Genomic DNA, 24,214 nt, shown 5'->3' on the forward strand with positions numbered 1-24,214 from the left:
TGAACGGGGCCAGCATTTTTTTATAATTAAAAAGCTGTTTTTACTTGGTGATAACCATCTTCTTGGCACCGTTACTTTTACCGTCTGTTATCAGGTCATAGACAAAAACGCCACTGGCAAACTGGTCTGCGGATAATGTTAATGCACTTTCGCCGCGATCTTTAACAGGATAAGAACCTACTTTTACGCCTTCGATTGAATAGACATTTATCACAGCCTCTTTCACTGCCTGCGGAATGAAGAAGCGAATGGCAGTGCTTTGAGAAAACCCGTTCGGCGCATTCTGCTCCAACAAAACTCCATTTGCGTTGGGCTCTTGACGCGCTGCATTATTACCGGTCAAAGGCTTGATTGATCCAGAGGCAACAATGCGTTCTAATTGTTCCAGACGCTTGGCTAAATCCTGAATCTTCGTCTCTTTCTGCTCAATAATCTCCTGCTGCTCTTTCACCGCATTAACCAACATATAAGTCACCGCACCCGCATCATAATCCAGATATTCTGTTTTGTTGTCTAGGGAGTCTTTGTAGGTGAAGCTTCCTACGGTGTAAGGCGCAATTTCCTTCATATCCTGCGCGATTATGCCTACGAATTTTTTGTCGGTTTTAGTCCCTGCCTTGCCATTGTATCTAAACCAAACCGGGTTAATCTTTTTCAGCACTTCCAGACCATCTGTGTAGTTGGAAATATCTTTTTTTAGTTGCCTATCAGATGCAACCGTCCAAGTTGGAGATCCAAGTTTAGCAGCGCCGTCCGTGCTAAGATGAAGTTGATAGGCCGGAGCTGACAAGCCGATCCCAACATTCGCATTGTTACCTAGTACCAGGCTATTGCTAGCTGTCACTTTTGAAAGCGCACCAATTGCGGTTGCATTTGTTAATTCAGGATTTCCACCAGCTGCATATCCCAGGTAAGTGTTCTTCTCACCCTTCGTGTTTGTGTAGCCCGAGCCGAAGCCAAAGAATGCGTTATTGCTTCCTGTCGTGTTGGAATATCCCGCCTCCGTTCCAAAAAGAGCATTAGCCGTTCCTGATTGATTTTTATAACCGCTCTGAGAACCTACGAAGGTGTTCCATGAAGTTTTTGTTAGGAAACCGGCCTTTGAACCTACAAATACATTTTCATCTCCTTCTGCATTGTCACCAGCGCTATGGCCTACTAGAACATTTCTATTGCCATTAGCAAATGTTCCTGCGTTGGCTCCTAATGCTACATTGTGTGTACCTCCGTCACTATTTGAGCCCGCACCAAGTCCGACATATGTATTTGCAGTTCCTGTGACCAAATGTCCTCCTGCTCCCATTCCAATAAATGTATTGGACGATCCACTCAAATTATTCACACCCGCTGAATGTCCAACAAATGTGTTTGTCCCGCCCCCTACATTTTTTGCCCCTGCGAAAATCCCTATAAACGTATTGTAGTTTCCATTGTTATTGGTACCAGACTGAAAGCCTACAAATGTGTTTTCAAGCCCATTAACATTGCTTGCCCCTGATTCATCCCCGATAAATGTGTTACTACTTGCTAAGTTTACCTGACCCGCTTTGGCACCAAAAAATGCGTGGCCATTTCCCTTGGTCCCAGCACCAACACCATAATGCGTTTGTGCATTGACATTTTGCATTGATAATGCGCCTAGAAAAAGCGTAGCCGCGATTTTGCAAATCTGTTTCATTAAAATTGTTTTGTTTTAGGAGGCTCTCACCTCGATTAGTAATAAGTCCAAATTGTACTTATCCAAGGCTTAAAACAAAATCAATGAATAACCGGTAATGCGGAGTTAATAATCGGAAAAGAGATTTATAAAAATGTAAATAGTTGTAAGCGTCTAGGTAACACTACTTCGCAAAACCTTCAATCCCCAAGCCAAACAATGCAAAATCATACTTTACAGGGTCTTCGGGACTAAGTTGTTTTAATGAAGCGGTCAGTTCTTTGGCGGTTTGCCAGTCGGTCTTGGGGCGCTTGATGAGGCCGAGGAGTCGGGCGACGCGGTCTACGTGGACGTCGCAGGGGCACACAAGCTGAGATGGTTTGATGGTGTTCCATATGCCGAAGTCTACGCCTTTATCGTCCTTTCTTACCATCCAGCGAAGGAACATGTTGAGGCGTTTGCAGGAGGATTTTCTTATGGGTGTCGCAATGTGTTTCGCGGTTCTGCCAGGGAAATTTTCCGAGTCGCGGAATAGGTTATGAAAGCCAATCAGGGCGTTTTCAATCGTTTCGTCACCTTCTTGCAAATGACTGCTGAATGCAAATTCCAACGAATCGTGCTGGCGGTAATATTGCTGGAAAAAATGCAGGAAATATAATGTGTCCGTCGCGTTGAATGTGCGGTGCTTGAAATGCAGGAATGGCTTTAAATCACTTTCTGTGTGGTTAAGCACGAAGTCATAGGGAGCGCCGTCCATTAAGGCGGACAGTTCCTGACATTTGTTAATAATCGTTTTTCGCTGTCCCCAGGCAAGCACTGCTGCCCAGAAGCCCATGATTTCAATGTCCTGTTTTACAGAAAACGAATGCGGAATGCTGATTGGGTCAAAAGGAATGAATGCAGGCTGATTGTACTGCTCCGCCTTTTCTTCCAATAAATCTGTAACAAATGATGAGAATGTAGGAATTATCGTCTCAGTGCCTAACATGGCTTCCTCCAAACAGGTAAGCCAAAACTTTTGAAATACCCGAAAAAAACATGATTACGCCAGAAAACAAGAATGTAAAAATGGCGATGAACGGATAAAGCAGCGTGAACATAACGCTCCAAAGCTTGTATCCTGCGGTGTTTTTGAGCGCGGCCCGCTCTTCTTCTCTTTTAGAACGAAATTCAGGTGAATGTTTCATGATGTTGATGTAAGTGCTTATTCAAGGTAACTGACAACCGCCCTGAATCGTTTACTGTTGGGCGAAACTTTTTCGAAAGCCCTTGAAGATAACTTGATTACAATGTCATCATTAATGCTCGTGTCGGGAATGCGACCAATGATGCGGACGATGATTTTTTCCTGATTATACTCATTCAAAACCTCAACCAATGCACCAACAGGAGCTGTGCGGTGCAGTCCGAGAAATTTGCTTGTGCTTTCGTCCGTTTCGATCACCTCTGCCAATCCCGATTCTGATTTTCTTTTTCCTCTCACCACTTTTGGAGCAGCAACTTCTTCCACCGGCTTAACAACCTTTTCAGGAACAACGGCTTTGGCTTTTACTGAATCTTTCACAACGGTGGTAGTAGTGGTTACTTTCGGTGCAGGCGGCGCAACTGTTGCAACAGGAGCCGCAACAGGCTTTTCTAAGCCTTTTTCACTTACAATCAGTTCCTGACCATCTTTCAGGTTATCGTCAGCCAGGTTATTCCATTTTCTCAAATCAGCCATTAAAACGCCATATTTCACAGCCACGCGATATAAGGTTTGCCCGGGTTCTACAATGTGAATGCCATTGGCAGGAACCGAAACTGCCGATCCTGCAATGGGCGCAGAATTGGTTGCCACGGCTGGCGCAGGCGTTGACGCAGGTGGCGTTGTTGCAGAAGGTGTTGTAACTGTTGTTGTTGCGGTTGTTGTTGGTGCAGGCGCGGTCGGTGCGGGAGCAGTCGGTGCCGGTTTTACATCCTTAACTTCTGCTTTTGCAGCTTCTTTTTTCTCCTCTTTTCGAGATTCTTTTTTGCCGGCCTTCGCTGTGTAGGGCACTCGAATGGTCTGGCCAGACTGAATCTGATCCGCCATGCCTGGGTTGGCTTCTCTAAGGGCTTGAATGGTCGTGCCATATTGACGCACGACTGCAAACATCGTTTGCCCCTGATTCACTCTATGGAGAACGAAAACCTTCCCTCCCACTCTTTCGACTCCGACAGAGTCTACAACAAAATTTCCGTTAGCCCGGACTTCAATAAAACTCGTCAACAAACCTGCCAAAAAGGTCAGGCAAAAAATGTATTTCATTTATTATGAAAGTGTTAGACTCGAAAATTCGTTGTTGTTTTTTAGATAAACCAATGTTGATGCCTTTAACATCATTGTTGAGCGGCCCATTCCTTCGCGTTCTTCTGACAGTTGTTCGTGCAATACAACCTGCTGCTGATCTGTCACAATGAGGAGATATTGAACTGATTTATCTTGCTCGTAAATATAATAAGAAAACATTATATAGGGCCTTTTCTCCAAATAATCAATGCTTACCGCAATGTGCCCATTCGTTATTTTATGAATAAATGTGGCAAGCTTTTCAAAGTAAATGCTGTTTTTCTTGTAACGAACGGGTTCCTGCAAAATTACTTTTTCAAACTCTGCCGGATAACTTTCCTGACGGGCGAAAAGCTTGCCCGTCTCGACTTCACATTCCTTGTAAATAAATTGTTCGCCTGACTTAGTCGCAACTTCAATAAGTTTCGTAGTCAATGGTTTAACAAGCAAATGATTTGGCAAAACCCATAAATATTGACCATCATTGGCATGGAACGCAAGCAGGTCGGTGGGTTCGGGAATTTCGGGATAGCGGTAATTGTGCAAGAAAAAATGGTCGTAGTAAAACGCAGTTAGCGAGCTCCACCAATCCGCTTCTTCCGGAGTGCGTTGCCACAAAATCCGTTCTGCTGCCGTATCAATTAATGCAAACGAGACTTTCTTGGCTTCCGTTTCGCGCAATTCAATCACCCACAAGTTGCTATGCGGATCTTCGTTTGGCAAAATCCGCCAGATATTTTGGGAAAACGCTTTGGAAAAAACTTTTTGCAATTTTTTTGGCTTTATTTTGAAACAAATTTCAACAAAGACCATACCAACAAACCTCGTGCGAATATTAGGAATCATCCCTGCCCGCTACGCTTCAACCCGTTTTCCTGCCAAAGCATTGGTGGATATTGGCGGAAAAAGCATGATCCAGCGGGTTTATGAACAGTCGTCCAAAGCTACGCAACTCGATCAGGTTATCGTTGCCACGGATGACGAAAGAATCTATAATCATGTTACTGAGTTTGGCGGAAAAGCCATTATGACTGCCGATAGTCACCAAAGCGGCACCGATCGATGCTATGAAGCGATGACAAAAACGGAAGGCGTGTACGACTATGTCATCAACATTCAGGGCGACGAACCATTCATAAGCCCCGAGCCGATTGATGATCTTGCCGCAGCATTGAATGGTGAAACCGAGCTGGCAACATTGGTCAAGGTCATTGACAGCGACGAAATTCTGTTCAATCACAATGTGCCAAAAGCCGTTTTGAATAAAAGAAATGAAGTGCTTTATTTTAGTCGGCAAACCATTCCTTATCTGCGCAATCCCGAATCAGGGCAGTGGCTTGGCGCTCACACATTTTACAAACATATAGGCATCTACGCATATCGGGCGGACGTGCTTGCGGAAATCACCAAACTGCCCGTTTCTTCTCTCGAAAAAGCCGAAGCATTAGAGCAACTTCGCTGGCTGGAAAACGGTTATGCGATTAAAGCGGTGATAACTTCTGACGATTCGCATGGCGTGGATACACCGGAGGATTTGATCCGGGTTACCAGAAAGTTTTTGTTATAAAAGGCGATCTGGAATGCTATTTGTAACTTTTATGACACGAAGCATTCGGATTAACTTCTCTTAAAAAACGTTAAAACGGGTATTTTTATACGACCCACGGAAATTGGGGCGTTACCCTTACAGTAATTTATTAACCATTTTTGAAAAACCATTTCTATGCAATATAACATTCTTTGGGCCGATGACGAGATAGATCTTCTCAAACCACATATCATGTTTTTGACAAATAAAGGTTACAATGTGACGCCTGTTAACAGCGGTGCGGATGCTTTGGACCGGATTGAAAACGACCGATTTGATATTGTGTTTCTTGATGAAATGATGCCGGGTATGACCGGGCTTGAAACATTGGCACAAATAAAACAGCAACAGCCGAATTTGCCTGTTGTGATGATTACAAAGAGTGAGGAAGAACATATAATGGAAGATGCCATTGGTTCAAAAATCGACGATTATCTTATTAAGCCACTGAACCCCAATCAGATATTACTTTCTGTAAAAAAGATCCTGGACAATAAAAGGCTGGTTACGGAGAAAACGACATTGAGTTATCAGCAGGAATTCAGGAACCTGGCCATGCAATATCAGGACCGGATAGGTCATGAAGAATGGGCTGATATTTACAAAAAACTCATCTACTGGGAGTTGGAGCTGGAAAGTTCAGAAGATCAGGGCATGGCGGAAGTTTTCAGCATGCAAAAGAGTGAGGCCAACGCTAATTTCTGCAAATTTATAGAAGACAAATATGAGGAATGGTTGAATGATCCGCGTGCGGATAAGCCAATTTTATCGCATCAGTTGATGAAACAAAAGGTTTTCCCGCATCTGAAAGGATCGGATGAGCCATTGTTCTTCTTGCTGATTGATAATTTCCGTTATGATCAATGGAAAATGATCCAGCCTATTTTGCAGGAATATTTCAACATTGAGGAAGAGTCTTCTTATTACTCGATTTTGCCTACAACAACCGGTTATGCGCGCAATGCCATTTTTTCAGGCCTTATGCCGAGCGAGATGGAGCGTAAGCACCCGCAATGGTGGGTTAGCGATGAAAATACACCCGAAGGCGAAGAAGGACTCAATAATCACGAGCATGACTTTCTCCAGAAACAACTGGAAATGAATCATTTGAACAATGTTAAAAGCTCCTATCATAAGATTCTGAATGCGAATCAGGGGAAAGCATTGATTGATAACTTCAACAACATGCTGAATAATCAGCTGAATGTGGTGGTTTACAATTTCGTGGATATGCTTTCACACGCGCGCACGGACGTTCAAATGATCAAAGAATTGGCTCCGGATGAGGCTGCTTATAGGTCAATTACGAAGTCATGGTTCCAGCATTCGCCACTTCTGGATTTTATCAAAAAGGTGGCAGAGAAGAAATGCAGGCTGATTTTGACAACAGACCACGGAATGATCCGCGTGCAACGACCCGTAAAAATCATCGGCTACCGCGAGACCAATACAAACCTTCGTTACAAACATGGCAAGAACTTGGGCTTTGATGATAAAAACCTGATGGTTTGCCGCAAGCCTGAGCGAATTTTCCTTCCTAAACCGCACGTGTCAACGTCTTACGTGTTTACCAAAGAGGATTATTTCTTTGCATACCCCAACAATTATAATCAATACGTGAATTTATATCGCGACACATTCCAGCACGGAGGCGTCTCATTGGAAGAAATGATCATTCCAATCATTGATTTGACAGCAAAATAATTTTCGTTCAAAATATAAAAGAGAAGAGCATCCCATCGATCGACGGGATGCTCTCCTTTTTTATGCTTACTCGTTTTATCCTTCTATAACGCTTCCATTCTCGCATTTTAAAACGCGGGCTGGGAATCTTCGTAAAAATTCGTGGTTATGCGTTGCCATTAAAATCGCAATACCGGCATTGTTAATGGTGCGAAAAACCTGCATGATCTGCTCTCCGACTTCCGGGTCGAGATTACCGGTTGGTTCATCTGCGATCAGAATTCGCGGCTCGTTCAACATGGCGCGGGCAATCACAACACGCTGCTGCTCACCGCCGGAAAGCTGATGTGGCATTCTTTTCTGAGCCGTTCCAAGTCCAACCTGCATTAAAACTTCTGCAATGCGTTTGGAAATCTTCGCCTGCTGATCCCAGCCTGTTGCCCGAAGGACAAATGACAGGTTATCTTCAACCGACCGGTCGGAAAGCAATTGAAAATCCTGAAAAACGATGCCGATTTTGCGTCGAAGGAAGGGAATATCCGATCTCTTAATGTTATGCAGCTCATAACCAGCGACTTTTGCCGATCCTGTATGCAGCCATAAATCCGCATAAAGCGTTTTCAAAAGAGAGCTTTTGCCACTTCCGGTCCGTCCGATCATATAGACGAACTCGCCGTTTTTTATTTCAAAATGCACATCATTCAACACAGGCCGCTCACCTTGATAAATATCCGCCCGATCCAGTATGATAATTGGCTCTGTTGACTCAGTCATAGCATTGAAGAAAATTAAGTCTTAGGAATTTCCTTTTTTATAATCAGCAAGGAATTTCTCAAGTCCGATATCGGTAAGTGGGTGTTTCAACAATGCTTCCATTGCGCTCAACGGGCCTGTCATAACGTCAGCTCCAACTTCTGCGCATTGTATAATGTGCATCGGGTGACGCACGGAAGCTGCTAAAACTTGTGTATCAAAACCGTAATTTCTATAAATCAGAAGTATTTGTTCGATCAAACCAATGCCGTCTGTTGAAATATCGTCCAGACGCCCGATGAACGGAGACACATAAGTTGCGCCTGCTTTTGCTGCCAGAAGTGCCTGACCAGCAGAAAAAATCAATGTGCAATTTGTACGAACACCTTTGCCAGAGAAATATTTCAACGCTTTCACGCCTTCTTTGGTCATTGGAATTTTAACTACAATTTTATCATCAATTTCAATCAATTCTTCACCTTCACGAATCATTCCCTCCAAATCTATCGAGATCACCTCAGCACTTACATCGCCGTCCACGATATCGCAAATGGCTTTATAATGGCGCATAATGTTGTCCTTTCCCGTAATTCCTTCCTTCGCCATCAATGATGGATTGGTCGTAACGCCATCGAGAACACCAAGTGCTTGTGCTTCCTGAATCTCCTGCAGATTAGCAGTGTCAATAAAAAATTTCATATCGGGATTTTAATGGTTAGAATTTCCACAAAAGTAGAAAACCCTGGTCAAATGCAAAATGAAAGAGGAGAATAGAACCGAAAGGGCATAAAAAAAGGCAAACCGAGAATCTCACCGCATCGACCACCTACCCTTGCTTCCGTCAGGACCTGGGGGATTCGGAAGGAGCTGGTAGTTCCGATTTGCCAGGTGCAAAGATAAAGACATTTTATTGACAAAAAGAAAACATTCAATTAACGTTTGGGCTTACTTTTGTGCGAATCAATTAGAAATGAACAGTTATGCCGCGTAATTTTTTTTTATTTTTTCTTTTTTTACTCTGCTCTTGTGCCCAATCTTCTGATGCTTTTCTTAAAAAAGGCAAGGAGTTGATGCAGCAAGGAAAGCAGCGTGAAGCCATTGAATTTATTAACAAAGCCATAGAAAAAGACGATGCAAACGCGGATGCATTCAACCTGCGCGGCGTCGCTTATTATGAATTGAAGGAATATCCGACCGCATTGCTTGATTTTGGCCAAGCCATCAAATTACAACCCGATTCGTATCGCCCCTATTTCAATCGCGCCTTGCTTTATACAGACGAAAACCGGTTGGATTCTGCCTTTTCTGATTATAATAAGGCGGCTGCCCTTGCGCCTGACACGGCTGACGTTTTTCTCAACCGTGGACAGTTATTGGTGTTGATGGAAAAAAGCAATGAGGCCATCACCGATTTTGAGAAGGCCACAAAACTTGATGAAAACAACAAGCAAGCCTGGTATAATCTTGGAAACACTTATTATCGTAACAAGGACTACAAAAAAGCAACATTGGCGTTTCGGCAGACGGTAAGGCTGGACGCAAGTTATGGCAAAGCGTTTTATGGGCTGGGCCTCGCGCAGTGGAATGATGGAGAAAAGGATTTAGGCTGTTCCAACTTGAAGCAATCACTGAACTTGGGTTATTCTGATGCCGCCAATGCAATGGCCCAGTTTTGTCAATAATTTGAAAAAATCAGCGTTTGTGTGATTAACAATTGTAAGCCCCGGGCTTATTATATTATAAGATCAGCAAGACGCTTAAAACGCATAGTAAATGAGACTTTTCAAGATTTTTTTCGGAATTGTATTTGTAATTTTCGCCTATTTGCAGCTCAATGATCCCGATTCGGGACTTTGGATTGCGATTTACTCCTTCGCAGCGCTAGCCTGCTTTATGAGCATTCGCGAATTATGGCCGAGCTGGGTTTTTTACGCGCTTGGTGCCGGATATTTGGTGGCAGCCGTGCTGCAATGGCCGCCGGAATTTGAAGGAATATTTTTTGGCGAGGCAGCAATGAGAAGCATGAATATTGAGCTGGCCAGAGAATCGCTTGGACTGGGAATCTGTACGCTTGTAATGCTGGTCATTGGCAAATGGGGTTGATTCAATCCCAAAGCCATTCAATCTCTTTCAGCCCAACCTCGATCTGACCGGGTTCTGAAAGGAGTTGCAAAACAAGTTTTCCCTGAGGCGTGATATGATCAACTGTCCCTTCGAGCGTGCGATCTGCGTACTTGAACCGGACAGTTTTTTTATATCCGTATAAATGATTTAAATAGGCCGCCCGGATCTGATCCTGACCATCAGCTGTTTTTAGTTTGAAATAATAGGATTCAATGACCAGCACTAAATTTTCAAACGCCTCCTGCAACGAAATCTGCCTGCCTGTTTCGTTGCTAATCGATGTTGCGTAAGGGTTTTCAAACAGGATCTGATTGACATTTAACCCTATTCCAGCAACGGAGCTTACGATTTTACTTCCCTGGATTGCATTCTCAATTAATATGCCACAGACCTTTTTGCCATTGGCAAGAATGTCATTGGGCCATTTCACTTTCGTGTCAACAACGTATTTCCCGACAAAATCTCTCACCGCAAGGGCAACGGTCTGGCTCAGCAAAAACTGATGAGAAATCGGCAAAAAGTGCGGCGTTAAAATGACTGAAAAAGTCAGGTTTTCGCCCGGATTCGCGAGCCATTCTGTCCCCCGCTGGCCCCTTCCTTTAACCTGATTATCGGTTATGACAATGGTCCCTTCGTCGAACAACCCGGCATGCACTATTTCAGCCGCTATGTCGTTTGTAGAATGACAAGTTGGCAGATATATAACTTTTTTACCGATAATTAAGGTATCCTGTATGGAGTTGTACAATTTTTTTGCTTTACTTTAGGGTTTAGAAAAGGAATTAACTACGAATGAAAGAACGCAAAAATAAAGAACTATCCTCAAAAGATCTCTCTGAGCTGGTAGCAAAAGGAATGACAGAAAAGAAGGGCTTGGACATCACAATACTTGACCTCAGAAAAGTTAAAAATTCAATAACTGATTTTTTTGTAATTTGTTCGGGTAATTCCGACACGCAAATAGATGCTTTGGCCAATTCGGTTGAAGACGAAGTTTATAAAATGTCCAAAACAGAACCCTGGCAGAAGGAGGGAAAGGCAAATGGAGAGTGGATCTTGATTGATTATGTAGACGTTGTAGCGCACATTTTCAACAAAGATCGTCGCAAGCATTATGATCTTGAAGAACTTTGGGGAGATGCAGAGGTAACATACCTGGAAGATTCCATGGTATAAATGGCCGGGCAGGTGAACATTCACCCTGCCCGGTATGTTGTTTATTATATTTCCTCTTAATTTAAAACACAGAATGTCTGAAAACGATAACAAAAGAGGGCCTCTTAGTCCTAAAAGTCCTCAGAAGGGATATCAGGGCTGGATTATCGCCGCTCTGATTGCCACTATACTTGGAATTACATATCTGAACAGAACGTCAACCATTCGCGAAACGACTCAGAAACGTTTTGAAAAAATGATGGCTGACAAGGAGGTTGAACGGGTAACGATTGTAAATGACAAGTCGGTTGAGGTTACACTAAAACCAGAGGCTCTAAAACAAGATAAATATAAGGTTGTTGGAAAGGAAAATAATTATTTTGGAGGTGAGACTGCTTCGCATTATCAGTTCCAGGTAACTTCTGCGGAAACGTTCAAGAAAGATTTTGACAAGATGCAGGAGGGCATTCCGGACGATGACAAAGTGCCTTTTGTGGTTGATACGCGCAATGACTGGACCAGTTTCCTCGGAACCTGGGGCTTTTTTATTGTGATGATTTTGGTAATGTATTTTATCCTGGGCAGAATGTCAGGTGGGGTTGGACCGGGTGGACAGATTTTCAACATTGGCCGCTCACGCGCAACATTGTTCGATGCTGAAAACAAGGTGAAAATCACCTTTAATGACGTTGCTGGCTTAGATGAAGCGAAGGAAGAAATTAAGGAAATTGTTGAATATCTGCAAAGCCCTGACAAATTCAAGAAGCTGGGTGCTAAAATTCCAAAAGGCGCTTTGCTTGTAGGACCTCCGGGAACGGGTAAAACGTTGTTGGCTAAGGCTGTTGCAGGTGAAGCGGGTGTTCCTTTCTTCTCGCTGTCAGGTTCCGACTTTGTTGAAATGTTTGTGGGTGTGGGAGCTGCAAGGGTTCGTGACCTTTTCAAACAAGCGAAAGAAAAAGCGCCGTGTATCATCTTTATTGATGAGATTGACGCAGTAGGACGTTCACGCGGACGTGGCGCAATGCCAGGTTCTAATGACGAGCGTGAAAATACATTGAACTCCCTGTTGGTAGAAATGGACGGTTTTGCAACCGATTCAGGAATCATTATCGTTGCAGCAACAAACCGTCCTGATGTTTTGGACCCAGCATTGCTTCGTCCGGGACGTTTCGACCGTCAGATTTCAGTAGACAAGCCAGACGTTATCGGTCGCGAGGCGATTTTCAAAGTGCATTTAAAACCTTTGAAACTTTCGACTGATGTTAATATTCAAAAACTGTCGTCTCAAACCCCAGGTTTTGCGGGTGCTGAAATTGCGAATGTTTGTAACGAAGCGGCTTTAATTGCAGCTCGTCGTAACCGCGATGAAGTGACCATGCAGGATTTTCAAGATGCAATGGACCGCGTTATTGGTGGTTTGGAGAAGAAAAACAAGCTGATCTCGCCAGAAGAGAAAGAGATCGTTGCTTATCACGAAGCTGGTCACGCAGTGGCAGGTTGGTTCCTGGAACATGCTGATCCATTGGTTAAAGTTTCAATTGTCCCTCGTGGTGTTGCAGCCTTGGGTTACGCACAGTATTTACCAAGAGAGCAGTATTTGTATCGCACAGAGCAGCTTTTCGACGAAATGTGTATGACATTGGGCGGACGTGCGGCAGAGGATGTTGTTTTTGGTAAAATTTCAACCGGTGCATTGAGCGACCTTGAAAGAGTTACGAAAGTGGCGTACAGCATGGTTACAATGTACGGCATGAATGAGCGGATTGGTAACATTTCCTATTACGATTCGAAACAAAGCGATTACGCATTCACCAAACCATATTCTGAGTCTACTTCGCAAGCGATTGATGAAGAGGTTAGGAAATTGATCGACCAGGCTTACCAGTTTGTTAAAAACTTGTTAGCCGAAAAACGCGATAAACTGGAAGTGTTGGCAAAAGAGCTTTTGGAAAAAGAAATCTTGTTCCAAAGTGATCTTGAAAAACTGATTGGAAAACGTCCTTACGAGAAGGAAACGAGCTATCAGGCTTACATAAACCGTCGCTCAAACGAAGAAGCTGCAATTCACGAAGAAGTTGTGAAGAACACGCTTGAAAATGAGAAAAAGGAAGAAGAAATGGCAGAAGCTGAAAAAGGATCTTCTAACGAATAGCCAATTCCATTGATATAATGAGTACATAGCCGGACAAACTGATTGTCTGGCTATTTTTTTGTAAAACCATACAGCTAATCCCCTCAAAAATGCCTTTCGAAATATCCAAGCAGCAATTCGGTGACCTTACTGAGATCGTCCTTCAAGACACAATTACAGGAAATAGAGCCGTAATAATCCCGGAACTCGGAGGGCTACTCCGCCAGTTATCGCTCCGCAAAGACGTGACATTGTTTTCGCTGCTAAAAACGCCGCCCACTCCCGATGCGCTCATCGCTGATGCAAAGAGTGCAAGTGAATTGCTTTTCCCTTTTGCAAGCCGCATTCCGGATGGTAAATACAAGTTCTTGGGGAAAGAATATCGATTGGTAAGAAACGAAACTGGCAATTTAAATGCAATTCACGGTCTGGTTAGAAAGCAGGCATTTGATTTGGACGAGCAAATTGCAGAGGAGGATTTTGCTTCGCTAAGACTATCTTACAAGCTTCAAGAACCGGAAGGATATCCATTTCATGTTCAGTTTTCAGTTCTTTACACATTGCACGCAGATGGACGTTTCACATTAAATTATGAAGCCGTGAATGAAGGCACCAGCCCCGCTCCTGTAATGTTCGGGTGGCATCCCTATTTCGTGCTTGGGAATGAGACAGCCGATGTCTGGAAAATCAAAATTCCTTCTGATGAGATCGTAGACTTTGACAGCAACTTGATTCCTATTGGCAAAAAGCCATTCTTGGTTGAAAAGCCGACAAAACTGTATCGCAAGGCATTTGACAATTGTTTCGTCATTAACTCCACAAATGGAACCGTCCTAACCGAACTCATTTCAGAAAATCAGCATGTTACATTGCAAATTCGCCAGGAAACAGGTGAAGGTAAATTCAATTATCTGGTCATTTATACACCTCCTTCCCGCGATTGCGTGGCGATTGAGCCGTTAACGGCTAATGTTGATTCCTTCAATTCAGGAGACGGACTTAACATTCTGTCGCCTGGAACGCGTGTTACAGGAGAGATAACGCTGAATCTGATTTAAAAACGGTGTTTTTTATACCAAAGGGCTTTATGCCAGAGTAATTGCCAATTGGTCAGATAGCTGAGGTGAGCCGCGAGAATGGATAACTTGACTTTAAGATTATCCCGGACGCGCATATTATAAAGAAAAATGCGCCAGGACTTTGATTTCAGGGCCGGGCGCTCATTTTCCCAATGTGACAGGATTGCATCCCGAAAGCGCTCTGACGGAAATGCGGCAACATTCGTTTCTAAACTGAAAATCTTTTCGCCTGTCAGCAAATAAGCCATTCCCAGCGATTCCATTAGCAGCCGATTGAAACCTTTTCGCTTGGTAACGCTTTGAATATAAGCCCAATCCATTGTCTCGGCATGTCTGCTCAAAAGTCTGACGAAGTCAGCCATGTATTTCAGTTTATCCCATTGTTCAACGCCGCCGTGGTGAATGACCATCATAAGCAGTTGATTTTCCATATTTGGAATTTGAATGGTCGAACCAGACATGTTTACCGAAATCATGTCTTCTGAGAGCTCTTCCCAAGATAAATTGTAGCAATATCGAGGATAAGTTGGCCGCCATTGCACTTCGAGCGATTGCAATGTATGATCTGACACCGGTTCGAGTGGAAGTTGGTAATCTGTTGCGATATAGGCGGTTCGCAGCGCTTTTTGAGCAACCAAATATTGGCGGTAAGCGTCAGGTTGAAAACCATTGCTCCCGAGCACAAGCAAACTCTTATTCAAATCACTATCATTGATAAAAAAATCAATGTCACCGAACTCACGCTGAGTCGGATTCTCATAAAGTAACCAGGCCCATATCGCTCCCTTCATCAAAAAGGCTTTGACATCCTTGGCCAAAAGTTGCTTATAAAGATTGACCGAAATTCCCAAGAAGGCCATATTTGTCACCGCCTGTCCCATGGCAAAATCTTTCAGTGCCTCGGAATGTTGCTTTGGAACTTTGACTTCGATCGCCTCTATATAATGCAGCAACAACGGCCTGACCTGATGCCATTTAGCCAATCTGGTCAGCTTATCAAAATGAATGTCTTGATGGATTTCAGGAACCGGGATGTGATCACTTTTTAGCGCAGCTTGAATTAATAATGCCAGTTCAGGAGAAATTTTCAAATTGGGCATATCAACCAGCAATTAGTTGTTGCTGAACGCTGTCATTCACCCATTTTTCGAGGTTTGCAAAACCGTCTGGGCGCTTTTTTTTCCAAAGGCGCGCTGACTTTGCACATTGAAGGCTCTGCAAAAAATGACTGCGCAACACACTGTCCGTTAGCAACTGACTGGGCAAGGGAAAGTTTTTAAGCGTCTCGGTTGGCATTTCAATGGCCGGCAAGGGCGTCAATGATTTTTTATTGCGTGCTCTGTGCAAGAAAAAAACTTCCCTTAATCGCACCGGTTCTTGCGGGAAGTCGGTTTTTGGCTGATAGGAAAATTTGTTGACACCTTCACTGACCGGATGCAGATCTGACCTTTCATAATCCAATCCATTAACAGTGTTGTCCCAGATTTTCAACTGCGGATAGGCGGGGATAATGTAGGCTAAACCATCGGAATCAAAAGAAATGGCTGTCAAATCATCGCTCAACAATTTGCAACCTGCCTTGATAAACGCAGCAGCTGTGGTCGATTTGCCTGCCCCCGGCGTTCCCATAAAGCACCATGCCTCATTTCCGACCTGGACCGCACTTGCGTGTAAAAGGAAAAGACCTCTCTGAAACAGAATTAGCCCGACGGCTTCGCTGACTGTAAAGAGGCTGATCAAATTATGATCCTGAACCAACGGATTAACAATCAACTGGTTGCCGTTAATCGCTTTAAAGGACGCAATGCCGTCCCAATGCAGATAGAGATTTTCGTCTGCATCTTTCGCAAAGCTGGCCCTTACTCCTCTCCTGTATAAATGCGTATTTGTTAGTGGCGGCAGTTCAAATTCGCCAAGTTCAATGTGCAGATCAGCTTCCATGCCAGCATCGCCATCACTCAGTTCTGGCAATTCAATTTCAGAATGGATTATTAACCCGAAGGCTTTATAAGACTTCATGTGTGTAATAGTAAATTCATTTCCAAACCCAAATTCGCTTATACAGCACTGATTCGGGCCAATTACCAATGATGATGGAGCCATTCCGTTCCACCCAGGCGTGTGCTTCAAATTGCTTGGCAGGATTAACTTCTATCCCAATTTCCAATGTTAAGGCTGGCACTTTTCGTAGCAGATATTTTGTAGCCAGCGCACGAGGCAGGCACAGCAGGTCCATTGGAAGCAAGTTAGCAGCCGTGTCCACTGCCCAAACCGTCAATTCGATTCGCTTAGCCGAAATTTCCCTTGACGAATTTGTTTTGCAAAACCAGTGAAAGACCTCTTTGAAAGTTCCGAAAGGCAACACGGTCAAGCCTATTTTCACAAGCACCAGACAAACAGCCGCTTTGAGAAAAATCAATTTCTCTTCGCCGGATAAACTGCTCCATTTGCCAATGTAATGCTGTAATCGTTTCAATGGCTTAGTCGGTTTTCTCAACCAGTTTCTCAGAAATAAGGTCTTTAAGCAAAATATCAATGTCAGTCTTGCAGGTTTCAGCATCCACTTCATATTCACTTATCACCGCGTCACAAAGTGAATCCAATGTTTGTGGACCCTTTTCAAGATTGTCCCACACCAACACACCCACCTCATTCAGCCCGTAATAAGCGCCTTTGCTATGGTTAAGAATTACTGTTTCGCCGGCAACTTTGGAAGAAATCTGATCGGATGTAAGCTGATATGTAGTCATTACTGAGGTGTTTCAAGTGATATAATGTGTTTTGATTGGCACAAAGTTAAAAACTTTAATTACTCTATTTCAAACTTTATTCCCTGCGCCAAAGGAAGCGCCGTTCCGTAATTGATTGTGTTGGTTTGTCGACGCATATAGGCCTTCCAGGCATCAGATCCGGATTCGCGGCCTCCGCCAGTTTCCTTTTCCCCGCCAAATGCACCGCCAATTTCCGCACCGGACGTTCCGATGTTGACATTGGCAATTCCACAATCTGATCCGGATTGAGAAAGAAACAGCTCTGACTCTCTGATATTCAATGTAAAAATAGCCGAAGAAAGTCCTTGCGGAACATCATTTTGCATTGCTATGGCTTTTTCTAAATCGTTGTATTTGATCAAATAAAGAATTGGCGCAAAGGTTTCCTGCTTGACAATCGCATAATCATTAGAAACCTCAGCCACACAAGGCGCAACATAACAGCCTGATAAGAAATCGTTTCCTGACAAAACCTGGGGCTCAACAATAAAATGACCGCCCGCTTCTTTGACTTTTTCAACTGTAACCAGATATTGATCAACCGCCGCCTGATCAATCAATGGCCCGACATGAATATGCGTTTCGAGCGGATTTCCTATGCGCAATTGCGCATAAGCCCTGATCAAACGTTGTTTAACTTCTTCATAAACATCCGTTTGCACAATGACCCTTCTTGTAGATGTGCAACGCTGCCCGGCCGTCCCCACCGCCCCGAACACAATCCCGGGAATGGCCACATTCAGGTCGGCATGCGGCGTTACGATGATTGCATTGTTACCGCCCAGTTCCAGCAGGCTTTTCCCAAGCCGCCGCGCAACCGCTTCTGCTACAGATTTGCCCATTCTGGTGCTGCCGGTTGCGGAAACCAATGCAACGCGATGATCGCTGGCAAGCCACTCTCCCACTTCACGTCCGCCCGTCACAATGCAAGACACGCCCTCGGGCACTTCGTTATTTTCCAGAACAGTTTTAATGATATTCTGACAAGCGAGTGCAGTTAAGGGCGTTTTTTCAGATGGTTTCCAAATACAAACATCGCCACAAACCCAGGCTAACATTGAATTCCAAGACCAGACAGCGACCGGGAAGTTAAATGCTGAAATAATGCCTACAACACCAATCGGATGCCATTGCTCATACATGCGGTGAAGCGGACGCTCACTGTGCATCGTCAATCCATAGAGTTGCCTGGAAACGCCGACGGCAAAATCACAAATGTCAATCATTTCCTGCACCTCACCCAAGCCCTCTTGCAAGCTTTTGCCCATTTCATAACTGACCAATGTCCCGAGCGCCGATTTGAATTTTCGCAATTCCTCGCCCATCTGACGCACAGTTTCTCCGCGCTTGGGAGCGGGAATCAGCTTCCAAACTTTGTAAGCTTCAACCGCTTTTTCAACAACCGAATCATAATCCGCACGGCTAGCAACATTAATTTGTGCAATGCGCTTCCCGTCCACCGGCGAAAAGGAATCTAAAACCCCTCCATTTCCAGGCTTGCCACTTGTGCCTGTGCTGATGCCGTTGTTAAGCTGCTGTATTCCCAGCGTTTCTAAAATATCCTGAATGCGCTCCATGAATGTTGTGTGTTTTTATGGCTGTCAGTTGAAAAAAGCGCCATTGGTTGTTTTCAAAAATGCATCTAGCAAAATATCCTCCTGCCGGATAAAACCGCTGTCCGGCAAAACGCCATCTGCGACCATTTCCACAACGGACGCAATGGAGGCAGCAGTTGTCCAGGAAATCGCCCGCCATTGTTGCCCATCAATTTCTATCGGGTGATAAGCTCGGTAAAACTCCTCTCGTTCAAGCCGGTTATCCTTCCAGCCTTCCACGACGGCATATACATAAACCACATCCTGCTGAACAGGCGGCTTTGCTTCTGTCAAAATTTCCTCAATAAGCGCTCTTTTGTTCTTCAAGCACAATTCATAAAGCATAAATCGCATGAGGCTGCAATGTCCCGGATATCGGATTGTCTTATAATTTAGCGTATCCAGCTTGCCTTCGAGTGTTTCACACATCGTTCCCAACCCGCCCGAAGTGATGAATGCTTCAAATTCCTGACCTTCAATGTTGATCATTTCAATGCCTTCCAGCGACGGCACCATCTTCCTGACGCCGTTGTGAATCACTTCCGCATCATTGATATATTCATTCACCACACCCGCCGGCGACCAGGTAAACGAGTAACCCATCAGCCCGTTTGGGTAACGCGGCAGCGCGCCCACGCGCAGTTCAATATCACGGAGTTTGGTAAATCTTTTGGCAAGATCCATCCCTACAATGCCGATAAAACCTGGCGCTAATCCGCATTGCGGCGCCAGAACGCTGTGGCTGTCTTTTGCCATTTCCCTTATTGCAGCAGTCGTCGCGACATCTTCGGTAAGATCAAAATAATGTATGCCGCTTTGACACGCCTTGCGGGCAATGGGCAAATTCAAATTATAGGGCATGCAAGAAACCACTGCATCAAATCCGGCGAGAGCCTGTGTCAGAAAATCGGAATCACTAATGTCGGCGGCGAGCACCGGAAACGGAAGAGCGACAGCAGGTTGCGTTTTATCAACGCCTGTAACATTGAATTTTTTGCTTAACAATGTCCCTACGAGAGAACCAACTTTTCCGAGACCAATGACGAGGATTTTCTGCATGTGTTGTAAGTCGTTTAGATGGAATTATAACTTGCTGCTGAGAAAGATATGAAAAGAAATTGCAGTTTTTAAAAGTTACATGTCATTTTTGTATGATCAAAACGAGTGACATGCAGATTGTAATTGTGGGTGGAGGTGCATCGGGTTTTATGGCTGCTATCACAGCGGCAGAGCACAATCCGGATGCGGAAATTGTAATATTGGAAAGGAATAAGTCGGTCTTGAATAAAGTGCGGATTTCGGGAGGCGGGCGATGCAATGTGACACATAACCCCTCGGATCTTCGTTTTTTTATCAAAAATTATCCCCGCGGAGAAAAGCTGCTGCGCAAGTTGCTGCACGAATTTGATGCAAAAGCAACAGTCGATTGGTTTGAAACAAAAGGTGTGAAACTTAAAACAGAGCCTGATGGCAGAATGTTTCCTGTCACGGATTCTTCGCAAACCATCATTGAATGCATGACGCGCACGGCGCGTAACCTGAAAATTGAAATTAAAACCGGAACGTCAGTCAAATCGTTTGAAAAAAACCCGGAAGACAATCAGTTCACCATTCATTTGGATGATGAAGCGATAAAGGCAGACCGACTGCTGATTGCGACCGGCGGTTATCCCAAAGCCAGCGGCTTTGAATGGCTGCAAGTGCATGGCCATGAAGTCATTGAGCCGCTTCCCTCATTGTTCACATTCAACACGCCGGACAATTATCTGCTGCCATTGGCGGGCGTGTCTGTTCAGGAAACGGTTGTGAAAATCATAGGAACCAAGCATGAATGGCAGGGTCCGCTCCTGATTACGCATTGGGGTTTCAGCGGTCCGGCAGTGCTAAAATTGTCGGCCTGGGCAGCGCGTGATTTGGCAGAAAAGAATTACAACTTCGTTTGCAAGATCAATTGGCTGCCGCAGATGAACGAGCAGCAAGTCAGGGAATTTCTTTTGTTGGAAAAAACCAAAACACCGAAACAGCAGATCGCATCGCATTCCAGGTTTGGAATTCCGTCGCGGCTTTGGAAAGCATTTGTTGAAAAATGTGAGATCCCTGATGAATTGCGCTGGTCCGACGCCACTAACAAAGCATTGAACCGACTGGCAGAACTGCTTACAAATAGTCAGTTTGAGGTTAAGGGTAAGACGACTTTCAAGGAGGAATTTGTGACGTGCGGAGGCATTTCACTGAGCAGCATTAATGCTGAAACATTGGAAAGCAAATCGATTCCGGGACTTTATTTTTGCGGAGAAGTGCTTGACATTGACGGAATTACGGGCGGATTTAATTTTCAAAATGCTTGGACGACGGGTTTTATCGCCGGAAGGAGTATTGCGCAATGACCTTTATTCAGCCATTGCGTCAAAATACGCCCTAACTTTTTTCGCCCGATCCAGGCCAACTAAACCAGTAAGCTCATCCAGCGAACTTTCTCGGATTCCGCGAACTGAGCCAAAGAATTTGAGCAATTTGGCAGCAGTGATTTTCCCAACGCCCTCCACGCCTTCCAACTCGCTAACCAGACTTCCTTTGCTTCGCTTATCACGGTGAAACGTAATTGCGAACCTGTGTGCCTCATCCCGAATCTGCTGAATCAGCTTCAAGGATTCGGATTTTTTATCAATGTAAAGTGGCAGCGAATCTTCCGGGAAATAGATTTCTTCCAATCTTTTTGCAATTCCAATGATCGGAACCTGGCCGTAAATGCCCAGACTTTTCAATGCGTCACAAGCAGCGCCGAGCTGTCCTTTGCCTCCATCAACCACAATGAGGTCGGGAAGCGGCTGTTCCTCAGCGATCAAGCGCAAATAGCGTCTGCCCACAACCTCGTTCATGGACGCAAAGTCGTTGGGCCCGATAACGGTTTTGATGTTGAAATGGCGATAATCTTTTTTCGATGGCTTGCCTTCTTTGAAACACACCATTGCCGCAACCGGATTTGTTCCCTGAATGTTCGAGTTATCAAAGCATTCGATGTGGCGGGGAAGCGTTTTTAGTTGCAAATCGCTTTTCAGACGGATTAAGATCCTGTCTTTCTTAGATGAAGTCGCAGAAGCTTCGACTTCGCGACGCTCCGCTTTGTCGCGCCTGAAATACATCACATTTTTCATGGACATATCCAGCAATTTCTTCTTGTCACCAATCTGCGGAACGGTGATTTCAAGCCGCATTTCAAGGTCAGGTTTAATGTTAGAAAGCAGTTCCCTCGCTTCTGCACCAAATTTCGAGCGCATTTCAATGATCATCAATGCCAAAATTTCTGCATCGGTTTCATCTAGCTTTTTCTTCACCTCCACGGTCTGCGTGGCAACCATATATCCCTGTTTTATTTTCATAAAATTGAGATACGCGGCTTCCTCGTCGGACACGATTGTCAGCACATCAATGTTGCCGATTTTTGGATTGATAACCGTTGCTTTGCTTTGGAAATTCGAAAGATGTTCAATTTTGGTTTTCCAGGAATGCGCTTTTTCAAACTCCATCTGCTCCGCAGCTTGCAACATCTTTTCTTTAAAATATTGCTGCGGAAGCGAAAGGTTGCCTTTCAGAATATTATGGATCTGCTCGATTTCCGCATTGTATTCCAACTCGTCATGCAGGCCTTCGCATGGGCCTTTGCAGTTGCCGATGTGATATTCCAGACAGACCTTAAATTTTCCGGCTTCCACATTGGCCTTTGAAAGAGGCAACTGACAAGATCGGATTGTGTAAAGTGATTTGAACATATCCAAAAGCGTGTGCATTGTCCGTAAACTGGCAAAAGGTCCATAAAAGGTGCCCTTACTCCGGTCCAGATTTCGTGTGACATACACGCGCGGGAAACGCTCAGTGGTTACACAAATGAAAGGATAAGTTTTATCGTCTTTCAGCAGAATGTTAAACTTAGGCTGCAATTGCTTAATAAGCTGATTTTCAAGAAGCAATGCGTCCCATTCGCTATGGACAATGGTGTATTCGATGCGGCGGATCTGGCTTACCAGCCGGCGGGTCTTGCGGTCGTGTTGATTTGATTTCAGGAAATAACTCGAAACCCTGCTGCGCAGACTTTTAGCTTTTCCTACATATATAACCTCCCCTGTTTCATCAAAATAACGATAAACACCAGGATCAAGCGGAATTTTTGAAAGTTCTTCTTTATAATTGAATTCGGACATTGAAAATTTTTCTTAACAGACCTTCCCCACTCACCTTTTGACAAAAAACAACCGCACGAGGTTAAAAGTTGCGTCTCTGACCAACCCAAATGCTTCTGTCTGGGCCGAGTTTAAATCCATCGGCCTATTCAAAACGGACGTAGCATAAGTCATGCCCGCATCACGCGCTTGCTCCGGCGTAATCTGTAATGTGCCGCAAATGACTGCCAAAGGCACATTATATTGTCCGCAAAAATCGGCCAATCCTTTGACGACCTTGCCACTCAGCGTTTGTTCATCAACTTTCCCCTCTCCCGTTATCACGAGATCGGCATGGCTGATCAGCTCCCCGATCCGCGACTGCTCGATAACAATGCTTACGCCATCTTTTAAAACTGCATTTAAAAACCAGAGACAACCGGCACCTAACCCGCCCGCAGCGCCCGCTCCCTGATCGTTACTGACATCTTCTCCAAAGGTTTCGGCTGCAACTTTGGCTAGATTTTGCAATCCTTTGTCCAGAATTTCTACCATATCCGCATTCGCTCCTTTCTGCGGACCGTAAATGTAAGCGGCCCCATTAGGCCCGTATAACGGATTGGTCACGTCACAAGCCACGGTCACAGTGACATTCGATAGGCGCTTGTCCGCATGATCAGCATTGATAAAAGCAATGTCATTTAGTGATGCGCCTTCCGGGCGCAGCAGCGTTCTGTTTTTATCAAAAAACTGATAACCCAATGCCATCGCCATGCCTATGCCTCCGTCCGTCGTTGCGCTGCCGCCGATGCCTAAAATAATGTGATTAACACCTTGTTCAAGTGCATGTTGTAACAACTGGCCAGTTCCGAAAGTGCTTGTGCGTAATGGGTTTCGCTCCGCCGCTGAAAGAAGCGCCAGCCCGGAAGCAGCTGCCATTTCAATGAAAGCCGTTTTCCTGTCTGCCGAAAGTCCATAGGAAGCATTGACAGGCCGTCCCAGTGGATCATTGACTGTCGCTGTAATGGTTTGACCGTTTGCGTGTTGTGTTAGTATTTGCGCAGTTCCTTCGCCGCCGTCTGCCAAAGGGATTGTGGTCACATTGGCATCGGGATATGCAAGCAAAATGCCCTCTTTGACCGCCTGGCAGACCTCACTCGCTTCCAGGGAACCACGAAATTTGTCTGGTGCAACAAAAATGTTCACAATGAGC

24 protein-coding genes are annotated in these 24,214 nt (G+C 44.6%); 8 read left to right on the forward strand and 16 right to left on the reverse strand.

What is annotated here, in order from left to right; genetic code table 11:
* Positions 1–40: 40 nt before the first annotated feature.
* From LZG73_RS16145 to LZG73_RS16165, 5 genes are all read right to left on the reverse strand, one after another.
* Positions 41–1,678: a tail fiber domain-containing protein gene (locus tag LZG73_RS16145; RefSeq protein WP_233852100.1), complete on the reverse strand. Its 1,638-nt coding sequence runs from the start codon at positions 1,676–1,678 to the stop codon at positions 41–43.
* Between the two features lie 163 nt (positions 1,679–1,841).
* Entirely contained in the window at positions 1,842–2,645 is an 804-nt protein-coding gene (locus LZG73_RS16150; protein ID WP_233852101.1) for a TIGR02757 family protein, read from the reverse strand.
* Positions 2,632–2,844: a hypothetical protein gene (locus tag LZG73_RS16155; RefSeq protein ID WP_233852102.1), complete on the reverse strand. Its 213-nt coding sequence runs from the start codon at positions 2,842–2,844 to the stop codon at positions 2,632–2,634. The genes LZG73_RS16150 and LZG73_RS16155 overlap by 14 nt, the downstream gene beginning before the upstream one ends.
* Positions 2,845–2,861: 17 nt before the next feature.
* A complete protein-coding gene (locus LZG73_RS16160; protein ID WP_233852103.1) occupies positions 2,862–3,944 on the reverse strand; it encodes a LysM peptidoglycan-binding domain-containing protein in 1,083 nt (360 codons plus the stop codon).
* Between the two features lie 3 nt (positions 3,945–3,947).
* Positions 3,948–4,736, reverse strand: a complete 789-nt coding sequence (locus tag LZG73_RS16165) for a DUF4905 domain-containing protein (protein ID WP_233852104.1) — start codon at positions 4,734–4,736, stop codon at positions 3,948–3,950.
* A 55-nt stretch (positions 4,737–4,791) separates the two neighbouring features.
* On the opposite strand from LZG73_RS16165, the gene kdsB reads away from it, so the two are divergent.
* Positions 4,792–5,532 (forward strand): 3-deoxy-manno-octulosonate cytidylyltransferase, encoded by a 741-nt coding sequence (gene kdsB, locus LZG73_RS16170; protein ID WP_233852108.1) that lies wholly within the window; start codon positions 4,792–4,794, stop codon positions 5,530–5,532.
* 156 nt (positions 5,533–5,688) lie between these two features.
* Positions 5,689–7,257 (forward strand): bifunctional response regulator/alkaline phosphatase family protein, encoded by a 1,569-nt coding sequence (locus LZG73_RS16175; protein ID WP_233852111.1) that lies wholly within the window; start codon positions 5,689–5,691, stop codon positions 7,255–7,257.
* A 75-nt stretch (positions 7,258–7,332) separates the two neighbouring features.
* On the opposite strand, the gene LZG73_RS16180 is transcribed toward LZG73_RS16175, so the two are convergent.
* Positions 7,333–8,010: a cell division ATP-binding protein FtsE gene (locus tag LZG73_RS16180; protein WP_233852125.1), complete on the reverse strand. Its 678-nt coding sequence runs from the start codon at positions 8,008–8,010 to the stop codon at positions 7,333–7,335.
* 21 nt (positions 8,011–8,031) lie between these two features.
* The gene (gene fsa, locus LZG73_RS16185; protein WP_233852127.1) at positions 8,032–8,688 is read right to left on the reverse strand and encodes a fructose-6-phosphate aldolase; all 657 of its coding nucleotides are present in this window, start codon (positions 8,686–8,688) and stop codon (positions 8,032–8,034) included.
* A gap of 281 nt (positions 8,689–8,969) precedes the next feature.
* Here fsa and LZG73_RS16190 point away from each other — a divergent pair, with 281 nt between their 5' ends.
* Together LZG73_RS16190 and LZG73_RS16195 are read left to right on the forward strand one after the other, a co-directional pair.
* Entirely contained in the window at positions 8,970–9,671 is a 702-nt protein-coding gene (locus LZG73_RS16190) for a tetratricopeptide repeat protein (RefSeq protein WP_255697125.1), read from the forward strand.
* Positions 9,672–9,762: 91 nt separating this feature from the next.
* Positions 9,763–10,092, forward strand: coding sequence for a transmembrane 220 family protein (locus tag LZG73_RS16195; protein ID WP_233852138.1), 330 nt, complete (start codon positions 9,763–9,765; stop codon positions 10,090–10,092).
* 1 nt (position 10,093) lies between these two features.
* On the opposite strand, the gene LZG73_RS16200 is transcribed toward LZG73_RS16195, so the two are convergent.
* Positions 10,094–10,861, reverse strand: coding sequence for a biotin--[acetyl-CoA-carboxylase] ligase (locus LZG73_RS16200; RefSeq protein WP_255697126.1), 768 nt, complete (start codon positions 10,859–10,861; stop codon positions 10,094–10,096).
* Positions 10,862–10,905: 44 nt separating this feature from the next.
* Here LZG73_RS16200 and rsfS point away from each other — a divergent pair, with 44 nt between their 5' ends.
* The 3 genes from rsfS (at position 10,906) to LZG73_RS16215 (ending at position 14,457) form a co-directional block, all read left to right on the forward strand.
* Complete coding sequence (gene rsfS, locus LZG73_RS16205; protein ID WP_233852153.1) at positions 10,906–11,289, forward strand: ribosome silencing factor; 384 nt, start codon at positions 10,906–10,908, stop codon at positions 11,287–11,289.
* A 73-nt stretch (positions 11,290–11,362) separates the two neighbouring features.
* Positions 11,363–13,420, forward strand: a complete 2,058-nt coding sequence (gene ftsH, locus LZG73_RS16210; protein WP_233852168.1) for an ATP-dependent zinc metalloprotease FtsH — start codon at positions 11,363–11,365, stop codon at positions 13,418–13,420.
* 89 nt (positions 13,421–13,509) lie between these two features.
* Positions 13,510–14,457: an aldose 1-epimerase gene (locus tag LZG73_RS16215; RefSeq protein ID WP_233852170.1), complete on the forward strand. Its 948-nt coding sequence runs from the start codon at positions 13,510–13,512 to the stop codon at positions 14,455–14,457.
* On the opposite strand, the gene LZG73_RS16220 is transcribed toward LZG73_RS16215, so the two are convergent.
* The 6 genes from LZG73_RS16220 to LZG73_RS16245 are packed head-to-tail and all read right to left on the reverse strand — an operon-like array spanning position 14,454 to position 19,903.
* Positions 14,454–15,578 (reverse strand): nucleotidyltransferase family protein, encoded by a 1,125-nt coding sequence (locus LZG73_RS16220; protein ID WP_233852172.1) that lies wholly within the window; start codon positions 15,576–15,578, stop codon positions 14,454–14,456. The two genes, LZG73_RS16215 and LZG73_RS16220, sit on opposite strands and share 4 nt — an antisense overlap.
* A 1-nt stretch (position 15,579) precedes the next feature.
* Positions 15,580–16,497, reverse strand: a complete 918-nt coding sequence (locus LZG73_RS16225; RefSeq protein ID WP_233852175.1) for a serine kinase — start codon at positions 16,495–16,497, stop codon at positions 15,580–15,582.
* 16 nt (positions 16,498–16,513) lie between these two features.
* Positions 16,514–16,954, reverse strand: a complete 441-nt coding sequence (locus tag LZG73_RS16230) for a lasso peptide biosynthesis B2 protein (protein WP_233852182.1) — start codon at positions 16,952–16,954, stop codon at positions 16,514–16,516.
* 4 nt (positions 16,955–16,958) lie between these two features.
* Positions 16,959–17,228: a PqqD family protein gene (locus LZG73_RS16235; RefSeq protein ID WP_233852185.1), complete on the reverse strand. Its 270-nt coding sequence runs from the start codon at positions 17,226–17,228 to the stop codon at positions 16,959–16,961.
* Between the two features lie 59 nt (positions 17,229–17,287).
* Positions 17,288–18,826, reverse strand: coding sequence for an aldehyde dehydrogenase family protein (locus LZG73_RS16240; RefSeq protein WP_233852188.1), 1,539 nt, complete (start codon positions 18,824–18,826; stop codon positions 17,288–17,290).
* A 24-nt stretch (positions 18,827–18,850) separates the two neighbouring features.
* Positions 18,851–19,903 carry a saccharopine dehydrogenase family protein gene (locus LZG73_RS16245; RefSeq protein WP_233852196.1) on the reverse strand — a complete coding sequence of 351 codons (1,053 nt, stop codon included), beginning with the start codon at positions 19,901–19,903 and terminating at the stop codon, positions 18,851–18,853.
* Between the two features lie 92 nt (positions 19,904–19,995).
* On the opposite strand from LZG73_RS16245, the gene LZG73_RS16250 reads away from it, so the two are divergent.
* The gene (locus LZG73_RS16250; protein ID WP_233852199.1) at positions 19,996–21,231 is read left to right on the forward strand and encodes an NAD(P)/FAD-dependent oxidoreductase; all 1,236 of its coding nucleotides are present in this window, start codon (positions 19,996–19,998) and stop codon (positions 21,229–21,231) included.
* Between the two features lie 3 nt (positions 21,232–21,234).
* Here LZG73_RS16250 and uvrC read toward each other — a convergent pair whose 3' ends face one another.
* Together uvrC and LZG73_RS16260 are read right to left on the reverse strand one after the other, a co-directional pair.
* Positions 21,235–23,043 (reverse strand): excinuclease ABC subunit UvrC, encoded by a 1,809-nt coding sequence (gene uvrC, locus LZG73_RS16255; protein ID WP_233852209.1) that lies wholly within the window; start codon positions 23,041–23,043, stop codon positions 21,235–21,237.
* Between the two features lie 30 nt (positions 23,044–23,073).
* The gene (locus LZG73_RS16260) at positions 23,074–24,207 is read right to left on the reverse strand and encodes a glycerate kinase (RefSeq protein WP_233852212.1); all 1,134 of its coding nucleotides are present in this window, start codon (positions 24,205–24,207) and stop codon (positions 23,074–23,076) included.
* Positions 24,208–24,214: the final 7 nt, after the last annotated feature.

The organism is Dyadobacter sp. CY326 (assembly GCF_021390515.1).
In the GTDB taxonomy this organism is placed as follows: domain Bacteria; phylum Bacteroidota; class Bacteroidia; order Cytophagales; family Spirosomataceae; genus Dyadobacter.

What these genes read in the sequence shown, in the direction of transcription:
- LZG73_RS16145 (WP_233852100.1), bottom strand. Translation starts at nt 1,678, where the DNA reads ATGAAACAGATTTGCAAAATCGCGGCTACGCTTTTTCTAGGCGCATTA.
- LZG73_RS16150 (WP_233852101.1), bottom strand. Translation starts at nt 2,645, where the DNA reads ATGTTAGGCACTGAGACGATAATTCCTACATTCTCATCATTTGTTACA.
- LZG73_RS16155 (WP_233852102.1), bottom strand. Translation starts at nt 2,844, where the DNA reads ATGAAACATTCACCTGAATTTCGTTCTAAAAGAGAAGAAGAGCGGGCC.
- LZG73_RS16160 (WP_233852103.1), bottom strand. Translation starts at nt 3,944, where the DNA reads ATGAAATACATTTTTTGCCTGACCTTTTTGGCAGGTTTGTTGACGAGT.
- LZG73_RS16175 (WP_233852111.1), top strand. Translation starts at nt 5,689, where the DNA reads ATGCAATATAACATTCTTTGGGCCGATGACGAGATAGATCTTCTCAAA.
- LZG73_RS16180 (WP_233852125.1), bottom strand. Translation starts at nt 8,010, where the DNA reads ATGACTGAGTCAACAGAGCCAATTATCATACTGGATCGGGCGGATATT.
- fsa (WP_233852127.1), bottom strand. Translation starts at nt 8,688, where the DNA reads ATGAAATTTTTTATTGACACTGCTAATCTGCAGGAGATTCAGGAAGCA.
- LZG73_RS16190 (WP_255697125.1), top strand. Translation starts at nt 8,970, where the DNA reads ATGCCGCGTAATTTTTTTTTATTTTTTCTTTTTTTACTCTGCTCTTGT.
- LZG73_RS16195 (WP_233852138.1), top strand. Translation starts at nt 9,763, where the DNA reads ATGAGACTTTTCAAGATTTTTTTCGGAATTGTATTTGTAATTTTCGCC.
- rsfS (WP_233852153.1), top strand. Translation starts at nt 10,906, where the DNA reads ATGAAAGAACGCAAAAATAAAGAACTATCCTCAAAAGATCTCTCTGAG.
- ftsH (WP_233852168.1), top strand. Translation starts at nt 11,363, where the DNA reads ATGTCTGAAAACGATAACAAAAGAGGGCCTCTTAGTCCTAAAAGTCCT.
- LZG73_RS16215 (WP_233852170.1), top strand. Translation starts at nt 13,510, where the DNA reads ATGCCTTTCGAAATATCCAAGCAGCAATTCGGTGACCTTACTGAGATC.
- LZG73_RS16220 (WP_233852172.1), bottom strand. Translation starts at nt 15,578, where the DNA reads ATGCCCAATTTGAAAATTTCTCCTGAACTGGCATTATTAATTCAAGCT.
- LZG73_RS16225 (WP_233852175.1), bottom strand. Translation starts at nt 16,497, where the DNA reads ATGAAGTCTTATAAAGCCTTCGGGTTAATAATCCATTCTGAAATTGAA.
- LZG73_RS16235 (WP_233852185.1), bottom strand. Translation starts at nt 17,228, where the DNA reads ATGACTACATATCAGCTTACATCCGATCAGATTTCTTCCAAAGTTGCC.
- LZG73_RS16240 (WP_233852188.1), bottom strand. Translation starts at nt 18,826, where the DNA reads ATGGAGCGCATTCAGGATATTTTAGAAACGCTGGGAATACAGCAGCTT.
- LZG73_RS16245 (WP_233852196.1), bottom strand. Translation starts at nt 19,903, where the DNA reads ATGCAGAAAATCCTCGTCATTGGTCTCGGAAAAGTTGGTTCTCTCGTA.
- LZG73_RS16250 (WP_233852199.1), top strand. Translation starts at nt 19,996, where the DNA reads ATGATCAAAACGAGTGACATGCAGATTGTAATTGTGGGTGGAGGTGCA.
- uvrC (WP_233852209.1), bottom strand. Translation starts at nt 23,043, where the DNA reads ATGTCCGAATTCAATTATAAAGAAGAACTTTCAAAAATTCCGCTTGAT.